The organism is Mucilaginibacter sp. (genome assembly GCF_039925265.1).
GTDB lineage: Bacteria > Bacteroidota > Bacteroidia > Sphingobacteriales > Sphingobacteriaceae > Mucilaginibacter.
Genome location: NZ_JBDSZG010000015.1, coordinates 33427 through 45471, shown reverse-complemented (window position 1 = coordinate 45471; position 12045 = coordinate 33427). Strand labels below are relative to the sequence as shown.

The 12045-nt window shown below is 44.9% G+C and carries 10 protein-coding genes and 1 tRNA gene; 8 read left to right on the top strand and 3 right to left on the bottom strand.

The annotated features are described in order from the left end of the window. Positions 1 to 34: 34 nt before the first annotated feature. Entirely contained in the window at positions 35 to 652 is a 618-nt protein-coding gene (locus ABIX36_RS07885; protein WP_348081620.1) for a hypothetical protein, read from the bottom strand. Between the two features lie 103 nt (positions 653 to 755). Between ABIX36_RS07885 and ABIX36_RS07880 the strand changes: the two genes are divergently transcribed. Continuing rightward, on the top strand, positions 756 to 1643 hold the full coding sequence (locus ABIX36_RS07880) for a winged helix-turn-helix domain-containing protein (RefSeq protein WP_348081619.1): 888 nt from the start codon (positions 756 to 758) through the stop codon (positions 1641 to 1643). Positions 1644 to 1752: 109 nt separating this feature from the next. On the opposite strand, the gene ABIX36_RS07875 is transcribed toward ABIX36_RS07880, so the two are convergent. Further along, positions 1753 to 1832 (bottom strand) — tRNA-Leu (locus ABIX36_RS07875). 28 nt (positions 1833 to 1860) lie between these two features. Continuing rightward, entirely contained in the window at positions 1861 to 2385 is a 525-nt protein-coding gene (hscB, locus tag ABIX36_RS07870; RefSeq protein WP_348081618.1) for a Fe-S protein assembly co-chaperone HscB, read from the bottom strand. 281 nt (positions 2386 to 2666) lie between these two features. Between hscB and ABIX36_RS07865 the strand changes: the two genes are divergently transcribed. The 7 genes from ABIX36_RS07865 to ABIX36_RS07835 are packed head-to-tail and all read left to right on the top strand — an operon-like array spanning position 2667 to position 12035. After that, positions 2667 to 5147, top strand: coding sequence for an SLBB domain-containing protein (locus tag ABIX36_RS07865; protein WP_348081617.1), 2481 nt, complete (start codon positions 2667 to 2669; stop codon positions 5145 to 5147). A gap of 1 nt (position 5148) precedes the next feature. Beyond that, positions 5149 to 6231, top strand: a complete 1083-nt coding sequence (locus ABIX36_RS07860; protein WP_348081616.1) for a Wzz/FepE/Etk N-terminal domain-containing protein — start codon at positions 5149 to 5151, stop codon at positions 6229 to 6231. A 12-nt stretch (positions 6232 to 6243) separates the two neighbouring features. After that, positions 6244 to 7287: a ferredoxin--NADP reductase gene (locus ABIX36_RS07855; protein ID WP_348081615.1), complete on the top strand. Its 1044-nt coding sequence runs from the start codon at positions 6244 to 6246 to the stop codon at positions 7285 to 7287. A 9-nt stretch (positions 7288 to 7296) separates the two neighbouring features. Further along, entirely contained in the window at positions 7297 to 8070 is a 774-nt protein-coding gene (gene rfbF / locus ABIX36_RS07850; RefSeq protein WP_348081614.1) for a glucose-1-phosphate cytidylyltransferase, read from the top strand. Positions 8071 to 8073: 3 nt separating this feature from the next. Next, positions 8074 to 9168: a CDP-glucose 4,6-dehydratase gene (gene rfbG / locus ABIX36_RS07845; protein WP_348081613.1), complete on the top strand. Its 1095-nt coding sequence runs from the start codon at positions 8074 to 8076 to the stop codon at positions 9166 to 9168. Further along, positions 9155 to 10204: an NAD-dependent epimerase/dehydratase family protein gene (locus ABIX36_RS07840; protein ID WP_348081612.1), complete on the top strand. Its 1050-nt coding sequence runs from the start codon at positions 9155 to 9157 to the stop codon at positions 10202 to 10204. The genes rfbG and ABIX36_RS07840 overlap by 14 nt, the downstream gene beginning before the upstream one ends. Positions 10205 to 10220: 16 nt before the next feature. Then, positions 10221 to 12035: a thiamine pyrophosphate-binding protein gene (locus ABIX36_RS07835; RefSeq protein WP_348081611.1), complete on the top strand. Its 1815-nt coding sequence runs from the start codon at positions 10221 to 10223 to the stop codon at positions 12033 to 12035. Positions 12036 to 12045 lie beyond the last annotated feature (10 nt).

Below are 12045 nucleotides of genomic sequence, written 5' to 3'. Positions count from 1 at the left end.
TCAGCCATACAATATGTATTTCATTTTTATTTGCTCAGCAACCGCCTTTGCGAGGGACACGTTTAAAAATTACTTTACTATCTCGTTCTACATATTCGCCCGATACTATTGGGTATGAATACTTGGGCGCGTACGATACGTTATGGCTTTTTATAATTATTTTGTCGTTAACTTTCAGGCTATTTAATTGCTCAAGTTGAGACTTTTCCGGCTCAAATTTTACAATGTAATCTACACCATTAATCCTGGCCATCACACCGAAACCTAATCTTGATCCTGGCGGAAGAGAAAGAGAGGTTATAACAGCCTCCATATTGGTAAAAGCACTTATATGCTTCCTTATTTTAGCAGCGCCGGCATACACTTTTTTACCTGTGGGAGACGCTTCCCATTTTTTGAACTTTACACCATCAGGGGTAGCCTCCCATTTTTTCAGTTCGGCTGCCCTTTCAGCAGCAGAGAGTGGCTTTGGGGTTGGCCTTTTAGAAGTTTCATTTTTAATTTCGCCATTAGCAAATACAAGTCCGCTTACCACAACCAGCGGTAAGATCAGCGCATAAATAACTTTTTTCATATTTTTTGTAGGTTTAATTAACATAGATCTATCTGCTGATAAATCAGATCCGTTTAAGGCATTCTTTTTATTTTTCATATCCTTTTAAAGTTGGTGCAACAAAAATACTTTGATATAATTCAGCCTGAGGAACTTAGATTGTAAATAAAAATGTAAACTTTGTAAATAAAAACTTTACACTATGCTTAATAGCCCAAATCTCCTGTCCGGGAAAGGCAAGTACCTGGCTGGAGCGATATTGCTTTTGTTTATTTCTGTGATCTGCGTAGCTTTCAGTATGACTGATAGTGACGACTTTGATATCTCCAGAAGAGAAGTTTTGCTCCGCAGGATAGGACATGAACTACTCTTGCAATCGGGCGACAGCACATCAAGGGTGCTCCCGGTAAAAAGGATAGCAGAAAATGAATACCAGATCAGCTTTGAGAATGAGTTTACTTTTCAATCGAACTCGCTGGTGAATACTATCCGGCGTTTGTTGGCCAATGACCCGCTAACTGGTGATTATGTTGTTAACGTTCTGAACCGTGGCAACTCCAGTGTAGCCTATGGATACGCTATATCCAAAAATAAAAAAGATGATATTGTGCCATGCAGAGGAAGAAGGCAACCTACAGCACGTTACGCGGTTAACATTAAATTTAAACCGACGGGTATAAACACAGCAATGAGTGGCTATCTTTTGAGCAGCCTGCCAATTTTAGCATTTGTTGGTTTTATTGTTTCAAGATCAAAGCCGCGCAAAGCCTTACCTAACGATCAATATACTAAGACATTCTTTTTAGGCCCGGTATTGTTTAATGCGGAGGAACGGCAGTTGATAATAAATAACAACAGCATAGACCTGACCGGAACTGAAACGCGCCTGCTGCACATTTTCGCGTTGTCGCCCAATGAGACTATAGAGAGAAGCCGCCTGCAAAAGGAGATATGGGAAGATGAAGGTGTTATTGTGGGGCGGAGCTTGGATATGTTCATATCAAAACTCAGAAAAAAATTGGAATTTGATCCAAATATCAACATCGTTGTTATACGCGGAAAAGGATATAAGCTTGAGATTTGCTATTAATACTCCTTTTAGTTGTGGCAGGTGTTATCATCACTTCTAATTTTTAAGTACAAGAAGCTCGAAATGCGTTAAAACAACAAAGCCCTTCTGATTGCTCAGAAAGGCTCTGTACCCAGCGCCGGAGTCGAACCGGCACGGTTTCCCACAGGTGTTTGAGACCAGCGCGTCTACCAATTCCGCCAGCTGGGCTTGCTTACTCTGAGGCCGCGTTAGCTGCTCAGAAGCGGGATGCAAATGTATTTAAACTCTCCTTAATCCGCAACAGATATTTTTGTCTGTAGTAAATATTTGCAATTTCGTTAAGCCTGCTTTCTTTCGCGGTATCGCCCAAACCCTCATATCCGGTGGTTAAAGTTGCCAGTTCTTCGTTTATATCGCCCTCAATGGCAAGCACTTCGGCAGTAACCCCGGCAAGTTGTTCGGCGTTCTCAATTTCCATCAAGCGTTCGTTAATATCCATCATTTCCATTAAAAAATCTGTCGGGAGCTGTGGTTTTGCCCCCTCATTTACCAATCCGTGCAGCTTTAAAATGTATTCGGATAGCTTATTTGCGTCGGACAGCGTTTGGTAAGCTTTATTATTTAAGGTGGAAAGCTCCAGTATTTCCTGTTGTTTTACCTCATCCTCGTTGGCAAAAAAATCGGGGTGGTATTTTTTACTCAGCGCGTAAAATTGTTTTTTTATCGCGGCCAGGTCAGGGTGGAACGATTCGGTGATGTTGTAAAATTCAAAATAATTCATCGTTCAAAATTAATGTTTTTATGCACTGCCTAAGGCATTTGTATTTTTTTACTATCATTCTTCAACGCCGGTAAAACATTTTAAGCTACTTATGGTTAACACAGGCGTCACTAACTTTTGCATTCAAGCTTCGGAATTTAGTATATATTTGCTACTTAAACACGCTGCCGCTACTATGTTTGATCATCGCCCAAATCAAATAATCAAGTATATTTACTGCATAACTGGTGCTTATTTTGTTAAAAATGCAACTGAGTGCTGCGCTATTTAGTCATCCACATATGAATCGTTTAAAACCTTACTTAGTACTTCTTTTTACCATACTATGCCTGTTGGCCATTAGCCCGGCACAAGCACAAAGTATCCCGCAAAATTTATCCGGCGTAAACGTCAACGACCTGTCTGACGCGCAACTGCGCCAGATCTTACAACAGGCACAAGCCACCGGTATGACGGATGCGCAACTACTGCAAACCCTGCAGGCGCGCGGTTTATCTGCCGAGCAGGCACAAATATTGCAAAACCGGGTGGCTACCATCCGTAAGGCGAGTAACTCAACTACCGATCAGCAGCAATCCACAACCGACCCTGGAACAACGCGCAGTTTAAACTATCGCCCCGATAGCGTTAACACATCATCAAGGGATAACCTATATGGTGCGTTCACACCAAAAATATTCGGGGCTAACTTGTTTCGTAACAGCAACATCACCTTCGAGCCGAACTTAAAGATAGCCACGCCGGTAAATTATATCTTAGGTCCCGAGGATCAGCTAAATATCAATGTATACGGCGCGTCACTCGTTAACTGGAAGCTGGATGTATCACCGGAAGGGAATATCAATATCCCCGGGGTGGGCATCTTAAATGTTTCGGGTAAAACTATCGAACAGGCAACCGCTTCTATTAAAAGCAAGCTTGCGGCTAATAATTACGCTGTTGGCCGCGGCACCAATGTGCAGGTGAGCCTGGGCAATATCCGCAGCATAAAAGTTATTTTGGTAGGCGAGGTGGTAAAACCCGGTACCTACACGCTGCCATCGTTGGCCACCGTTTTTAATGCCCTATACTCGGCAGGCGGGCCAAACGATAACGGCTCCTTCCGCCAGATAGAGATCATCCGCAATAACCGCATCATCAGGCGCCTGGATGTTTACGATTTTTTAGTAAAAGGTGATCAGAAAGATAATATTGCACTGCAAGACCAGGATATCATCCGGGTACCCACATACCGCACACGTGTAGAATTGGTTGGCGAGGTAAAAAACCCGGCCTTGTTTGAAGTTGTGGCAGGTGAAAGCCTGCAGGATGTATTACGCTTTGCCGGTAGCTTTACCGATCAGGCTTTTACCGCACGCATCAAGGTATCACAAATAAACGATCAGCAGCGCCGTATAGGCGATGTGGTTGAGGCCGATTACAAGAATTACATCCCGCTGCGGGGCGACAAATTTACCGTGGAGCGCATTCTCGATCGTTATGAAAATCGCGTGGTGATCGGGGGCGCAGTTTTTCGTCCCGGAGAATACGAACTGCAAAAAGGACTCACCTTATCGCAATTGATTAAAAACGCGGCAGGCCTAAAAGAGGACGCGTTCACAGCGCGTGGTAGCATCACCCGGCTTAAACCCGATAATACTACGGAGCTGATCTCCTTTGATGTAAATGGTATACTGAATAAAACCACACCCGATATTTTATTGCAGCGCGAAGACGTGGTAAGCATCTCTTCCATCTTCGATCTTAGGGACGAATACCGGGTTACCATTAAGGGTGAAGTGCGCAGCCAGGGTGAATTTGCCTATGCCGAAAACATGAGCGTGGAAGACCTGATCGTAAAAGCAGGTGGCTTTACCGAAGGTGCGAGTGCCAAGCGTATCGAAGTGGCAAGACGAGTGAATGACAGCGACCCCAACTCAAAAACAAGTAGCCTGGCCCAGGTTTTTAATGTTGATGTTGACGGGCAGTTAAAAAATGGCGATGCAAGTTTTAAGTTAAAACCATTTGATATCGTATCGATATATAGCCTGCCGGGTTACGAAAAACAGAGCACTATCAAAATAGAAGGCGAGGTGCTTTACCCCGGTTATTATACCATTAAACAGAAAAACGAAAGAATATCAGATGTAATTGCGCGTGCGGGTGGCTTAACTGCATTTGCCGATGCTGACGGCGGCACCCTTAAACGCGATAATTTTGCCATTTTGGGCATTAACAAAAACGGGATAGATACCAACGCGGTAGAAAAAGAGCGGCTGGAAAGGCTGAGCCGGTTAAAACAAACTAACAAAGATTCTACAGCAAACGATACACCGCAGCTACGCAATAACTTTGTGGGCATTGATCTGAAAGAGATCCTGGAAAAGCCCGGTTCCAACATCGACCTGCGATTGGAGGATAACGACATCATCAGGGTACCTAAACAGCAGCAACTTGTGCGTGTAAACGGCGAAGTGCTTTACCCAAGCGCGGTAGTTTACAGCAAAGGCAAATCCTTTAACGATTATGTTTTAAATGCCGGCGGATATTCATCAAGAGCATCAAAAAAAGGTTCGTACGTAGTGTATCCTAACGGAACGGTACGCGGGACAAGTAAATTCTTGTTTTTTAATCTGCATCCCAGCGTTAAACCGGGGAGCGAGATATACGTTACCAAAAAGCCCGAGCATCGTGGTTTATCGGCACCGGAAGTAATAGGCATTACAACCGGCCTGGCATCATTAGGGGCAATTATATTGGGTATCATCAATCTTTCTAAATAGTATGGATACGGGTAACCAGAGCACCAGTAACAACAATGCAGACGAGATATCCATTAGGGATATAGTCAGCAATATCAAGTCGGCGATCAATTACCTCAAACGTAAATGGTATATTATTTTATTGATTGGCATCGTAGGCGCAATAGCAGGTGTCGCGTTTTCGGTAGTTAAAAAGCCGGTATACACGGCTACATCAACCTTCGTGTTAGAAGAGAACGGCGGCAAAGGCGGTGCACTTGGCCAATATGCCGGGCTGGCGTCTTTAGCTGGCATAGACCTTGGTAAAGATGGAGGCGGAATATTCCAGGGGGATAATATCCTCGAGCTCTACAAATCGCGGGTGATGATAGAAAAAGCCTTGCTGAGCGAAGTGCAGATAAATGGCAGAAAACAACTGCTGATAGATAGGTATATCGATTTTAATAAGCTTCGAGAGAAATGGAAGACTAAGAATGCCATCGAGTCTGTTTCTTTTTATGGCGATCCGACAAAGTTTAGCCGTACACAGGATAGTATCATAACCGATATTACCGAAGAGTTTAACCGGAAAGTGCTTGGGGTAACCAAGCTTGATAAAAAGCTAAGCATCATCAGGGTTGATGTAATGACCAAAGATGAGCTGTTTGCCAAAGAATTCAATAATAAATTGGTAGAAACCGTAAATAACTTTTACACCCTTACAAAAACCAAAAAAAGCGCACAAAACATACAAGTTTTACAGCGTCAGGCCGATAGTGTACGGGCCGTTTTAAATTCATCTATTAGTGGTGTGGCCTCGGCTATTGATGCGGCGCCGAACGCCAACCCGGCCATGCTTAGTTTAAAAGTGCCATCACAAAGGCGGCAGGTAGATGTGCAGGCAAGTTCGGCCATTTACAGCGAGATTGTAAAAAACCTCGAGATCTCCAAAATATCTCTTCGCCAGGAAACGCCTTTGATACAAGTGATAGATCAGCCCGTATTACCGCTTAGCGTTAATAAAATAGGCAAAGCTAAAGGTATTGTCATCGGTTTTGTATTAGGGGCTATTTTAGGGATTGTAGCACTTGTGGCAAGAAAAGCAGCAGGAAAATTAATGTCGTAAAAACTAGAAACATTGCAATTTTTTACTTTAAAGGTTGTTGGTATACATCAGGAAACAGAGGATGCTGTAACGGTATCCTTTAAACAACCCGGCCTAAAAAAAATTAAATACCTGCCAGGGCAATACCTTACCCTTACTTTCAGGATAAACGGACGGCGATATATCCGCCCGTATTCATTCTCGTCGGCACCCGCTGTTGATGCAAATTTAGAGGTTACCATAAAGCGCGTGCCGGGCGGCATTGTATCTAACCATATTATTGATAAAGTAAAGGTGGACGACCTGGTGGAAGTAATGCCCCCTATGGGCGATTTTATACTGAACGAAGAGGTTATTACCACCGAAACGCATATCGTTTTATGGGGAGCCGGAAGCGGCATCACCCCACTGATCTCTATAGCTAAGTATGCTTTGCATAAAAGTATTGGCGGGCATGTTACGCTTGTTTACGGTAACCGCAACGCCGAAAGTGTGATTTTTCAGGATAAGATAAATGAGCTTTCTGTATCGTTCAGCAACTTTTCTGCATGGCATTTTCATACACAGTTGGCCGTATCGCAAAGTAACCCATACCTGGTACAGGGCCGGATAGACCCTAACAAAGTTTTAGCGGTAATGCACACCGAAGGGGTGCTGGACGATACCATTCATTACATCTGCGGGCCGGCCGGTTTAAAAGAATCTGTAAAAGCTGCACTCTCCGCTTTAGGTATTGAAGGTAAAAACGTATATTCAGAAGATTTTGAAGTGGTACGCAACCCTGCCGATTTTAAGGGCATCGTTACCCGTACGGTTGGCATTACTAACAATGGCGAACGTGCTGTAATTGAGGCGGTAAAGGGCAAAAGCATACTGGAGGCCGCGTTAGATGCCGGTATTGATATGCCATACTCCTGCCAAACAGGAAACTGCCTGGTTTGTAAGGGCCGCCTGCTAAAAGGTGATGTAAAGATGATAGGGGTAGAAAAATTACCCGACGGACTGCAGCCTGATGAGCGTTTATTATGCAGCAGTTTCCCGCTTACAGATGATATTGAAATACAAGTTGATCAATAAAAACAAAATATGAAGGTTGTATTATTAGCCGGCGGATTGGGTACGCGCCTTTCTGAAGAAACCGTACTGAAGCCGAAGCCAATGGTAGAAATTGGCAGTATGCCGGTGCTTTGGCACATCATGAAAATATACTCCTCCTTCGGTTTTAACGATTTTGTGGTTTGCCTCGGTTACAAAGGATATGTAATAAAAGAATACTTCGCCAACTACTTCCTGCACCGGTCTAATGTTACCATTGATCTTGCAGACAACTCCATCCAGGTACACGATTCGCAGGCCGAGCCATGGAAGATCACCCTGGTAGATACCGGCAATGATTCTATGACCGGCGGGCGTATCAAACGCATTCAACCCTTCATCAATAACGAGCCGTTTATGCTTACCTACGGCGACGGTGTTGGTAATATCAACATAAACGACCTGGTGGAATTTCATAAAACCGGCGGCAAATATTGTACGGTAACTTCTGTACAGCCTTCGGGCAGGTTTGGGGTGCTGGACATTAATGAAAAAAACGAGGTGCATTCCTTTTTTGAGAAACCTAAGGGCGATGGCTCCTGGATAAACGGTGGCTACTTTGTATGCGAGCCGCAGGTTTTTGATTACATAAAAAGCGGCGACAGCACCATTTGGGAAAAAGACCCGATGGAAAGCATCGCCAAAGACGGCCAGATGGATGCCTACAGACACAATGGTTTTTGGCGGCCCATGGATACGCTGAAAGATAAACACGACCTTAACGAAATGTGGGATGCCGGCAACGCTCCCTGGAAGATATGGTAACCTATGCTAAACAAACTGACCGAAGTTTATAAAGGCAAAAAAGTGTTTTTAACCGGGCATACGGGTTTTAAAGGCTCGTGGCTGGTAAAAATATTCAGCTTGCTGGGTGCCAATGTTAAAGGCTATGCCTTAGCGCCGGAGGGTGCATTGAACCTTTACAGTGTTATACATGGCGATTCTATTTGCCAGTCGGTTATAGCAGATCTGCGCGACCGAAAGGCGCTTAACGATGCCGTAGCCAGCTTCGAACCCGATTTTATATTTCATTTGGCAGCGCAGCCATTGGTTAGGTTATCTTACCAAATTCCTTCGGAAACATTTGAAGTGAATGCCATAGGCACAGCGAATGTTTTAGATGCCATGGGGCTGTTACAAAAGCCCTGCAACGCGGTTTTAATTACTACCGATAAGGTTTATCACAACAACGAAACGAATTACCCTTACAAAGAGACCGACCGCCTCGGTGGGTACGACCCATACAGCGCCAGCAAAGCCTGTACCGAGCTGGTGATCAATTCGTACCGCAACTCGTTCTTTAATATAGAAACTTACGATAAGCATCAAAAAGCAATCGCAGTGGGCCGTGCAGGTAATGTTATAGGCGGGGGAGATTGGTCTAAAGACAGGCTGATACCCGATATTGTACGGGCTTTGGCCGATGATAAGGAAATCGAGATCCGTAACCCCAATTCGGTAAGGCCATGGCAGCATGTTTTGGAGCCCTTGTTTGGATATTTGCTTTTAGGAGCAAAACTTGCCGGACAACCGACAACTTATTCTGAAGCCTACAACTTTGGCCCGGATGTGAACGATGCTTTTCCGGTGCAGAAGATGGTAGAGCTTGCTATCAAATGCTGGGGACACGGTGATTACTTTACCAATATAGATACCAGCCAGCCGCACGAAGCGGGTTTGCTGAAACTGGACATTAGCAAAGCAAAAAGCGAGTTAAATTGGACACCTATGCTTAACGCCGAAAAAGCGGTGCAATACACTATTGACTGGTATAAGAATTATTATGCCGATAAGGATAAAGCTAACGCATACACAGAAGAACAGATCCTGGAATTTATAAATAGTTTAAATGACCAGCAATAAAATTGTTTTAGAGGACCTGGAAGCAATTCGCCAGTCGGCTATTGATTGGGGACGCTTTGGCGGTAAAACGGTTTTAATAACAGGCGCGAATGGGTTTTTACCGGCGTATATGGTGGAGTCGTTACTATATGTTAACGCGAAAGCAGGTATCGATGTAAAGGTTATTGCCCTCGTAAGGAATATCGCGAAGGCGAAAAAGCGATTTGCTGCGTATGCTGATAATGAGAGTTTGAGCTTTATGGAGCAGGATGTAAGCCTTCCGGTTCAAACAAGTAAAAAGGTTGATTTCATTATCCACGCGGCCAGCCAGGCCAGCCCCAAATACTATGGTACAGACCCTGTGGGGACGTTAAGTGCCAATGTACTGGGTACGTTGAACCTGATGAACTTGGCGAGGGAAAAAGAGACAGAATCCTTCCTGTATTTTAGTTCGGGCGAGGTTTACGGGCAAATTGACAACGCGCACAACCCCGTAAAAGAGGATTATTACGGTTATCTCGACCCGATGCAGGTACGTTCCTGCTATGGTGAAAGCAAACGGATGGGTGAGAACATCTGTGTAAGTTATTATAAGCAATATGGCGTCAGTGCCAAAGTGGTGCGCCCGTTTCATACCTATGGGCCGGGGATGTTACTGGATGATGGCCGCGTTTATGCCGATTTTGTAGCCGACATAGTAAACGCCCGAAATATAGAAATGAAGGGCGATGGATCGGCCCGGCGGGCTTTTTGTTATTTAAAAGACGCCACCATCGGTTTTTTTACCGTATTATTGAACGGCACACCCGGCGAAGCTTATAACGTTGGCAACCCGGATGAAGAACATAGTATTTTAGAACTTGCCGAAACTGTTGTAAAGTTAAGCGACGCCGGTTTAAGGGTTATTAAGGTGGAAGCTTCCACCGGTGACCAGTATTTAAAGAGCCCGCTGTTGCGCAACACCCCGAATGTAGATAAATTGCTAACTTTAGGCTGGCACCCGCAAACAAATATTGCGACAGGATTTAAGCGCACGATTGACAGTTACCTTGTATAAATAGTTTTTACTATCCATGAAAATAAGCGATGCTATAGCCGATTTTTTAGAAGAAAAAGAAATAAGGCATGTTTTTGGAATAATTGGCGCGGGCAACGCGCACATCTTCGATTCGATATTCAGTAAGGGTTACACCGAAATAGTTTGCGTACACCACGAGCAGGCCGCCTGTATGGCTATACAAACATATTACCGCCTTACCGGCAAAGTTACCGCGGCTTTGCTCACAACAGGAGCAGGCTCTACCAATGCCAGCACAGGCGTAGTAAGCGCCTGGGCCGATTCTATCCCCTGCATTGTGATCTCCGGTAACGAAAATTCTAAATTCATCGACCTGCATAAAGATGTAAGGATGTGGGGCGTACAGGGTTACGACAGCCCCCTGATGGTAGAAAAGGTAACGAAATACGCTGGTCGGGTGCTCGAACCAAAAGATATAACCGTTGAGTTAAACAAATGTTGGGACATCGCCTTAGAAGGCCGCCCGGGGCCGGTTTGGCTGGACGTGCCGATGAATATCCAATCATCTGTGATTGATGAAAGCGCGATACTACCCTATGAAAAACCTGCGGCAGCCATCCCATCAAAAGATCTGCCAACACAGGTAAGCAGCATAGTTGCTGATCTAAAGGCGGCTAAGCGCCCCGTGCTTTGGCTTGGCCACGGTATCAGATTGGCTGATGCAGTGGACCTGTTGGAACCTTTATTGGAACAGTTGGGCACACCTGCTTTGGTTACGTGGGCAGGCATAGATATGGTAGATTCGTATCATCCGCTGGTTTATGGCAGGGCGGGTACTTATGGCCAGCGCTGCGCAAACTTTGTAGTACAAAACTGTGATTACCTGCTGTGTATTGGCACGCGTATGGCTATCCCGCAGATAGGGTATGAGATAAACGAACTCGCGCGTGAAGCACAAATAGCCGTTGTGGATATAGACGAGCACGAATTGGCAAAATATGCCTCGCGATACAAAACAACCGTTGTGGCTGATGCTAAGGATTTCATTACTGAGCTATTGGCTCAAACCAAGGATCTTTCAACTGACTACAGCGAATGGGTTGCCACCTGCGATAAATACCGCGAGGATTTCCCATGGGTAAATCCGTTCGACCACCCGGATAAAGATGGTTTTATCAATTCTTATCCGTTTATGGATAAACTGAACGCCCATTTAAAAGACGACCAAATTATTGTGACTGATATGGGTACCGCCTTACTAAGCGGACACCAGGTGTTAAAGCTGAAAAAAGGCCAGCGCCTGATGACCTCTACCGGTCTTGGCGAAATGGGTTACGGACTGCCAGCCGCTATCGGCGCTTCCTTCGCTACCAATAATGGCGAGGTGATGTGTTTGAATTGCGATGGCGGCATGATGATGAACCTGCAGGAATTGCAAACCATGGTGCATCATAACCTGCCTATCAAGCTGTTCGTTTTTAATAACGATGGTTATTTGATGATAAAAAACACGCAGAAGGCATTATTTAATGGTCGTGCTGCCGGTACCGACCGTAAATCGGGCGTGAGTTGTCCGGATTTTTCGGCATTGGCTGATGCCTTTAAGTTCAAGAGTTTCAGGATCCGTACCTGGGAGGATTTCGATGAAATTATCCCGCAGGTGCAGGCACACAATGGCCCGGTCATCTGCGAGGTGTTTACCCACCCACACCAAACTTTTGTACCGAAGCTATCACTTGCTATCCAAAAAGATGGTACGCTGATCTCGCCGCCGCTGGAGGATCTGTCGCCATTTATACCGCGGGAGGAATTGAAAGCCCATATGCTGGCTGGCCTGCACCCCAAATCGCAAACGATAGAAGTGAACTAAAATTTACACC

What these genes read in the sequence shown, in the direction of transcription:
- ABIX36_RS07885 (WP_348081620.1), bottom strand. Translation starts at nt 652, where the DNA reads ATGAAAAATAAAAAGAATGCCTTAAACGGATCTGATTTATCAGCAGAT.
- ABIX36_RS07880 (WP_348081619.1), top strand. Translation starts at nt 756, where the DNA reads ATGCTTAATAGCCCAAATCTCCTGTCCGGGAAAGGCAAGTACCTGGCT.
- hscB (WP_348081618.1), bottom strand. Translation starts at nt 2,385, where the DNA reads ATGAATTATTTTGAATTTTACAACATCACCGAATCGTTCCACCCTGAC.
- ABIX36_RS07865 (WP_348081617.1), top strand. Translation starts at nt 2,667, where the DNA reads ATGAATCGTTTAAAACCTTACTTAGTACTTCTTTTTACCATACTATGC.
- ABIX36_RS07860 (WP_348081616.1), top strand. Translation starts at nt 5,149, where the DNA reads ATGGATACGGGTAACCAGAGCACCAGTAACAACAATGCAGACGAGATA.
- rfbF (WP_348081614.1), top strand. Translation starts at nt 7,297, where the DNA reads ATGAAGGTTGTATTATTAGCCGGCGGATTGGGTACGCGCCTTTCTGAA.
- rfbG (WP_348081613.1), top strand. Translation starts at nt 8,074, where the DNA reads ATGCTAAACAAACTGACCGAAGTTTATAAAGGCAAAAAAGTGTTTTTA.
- ABIX36_RS07840 (WP_348081612.1), top strand. Translation starts at nt 9,155, where the DNA reads ATGACCAGCAATAAAATTGTTTTAGAGGACCTGGAAGCAATTCGCCAG.
- ABIX36_RS07835 (WP_348081611.1), top strand. Translation starts at nt 10,221, where the DNA reads ATGAAAATAAGCGATGCTATAGCCGATTTTTTAGAAGAAAAAGAAATA.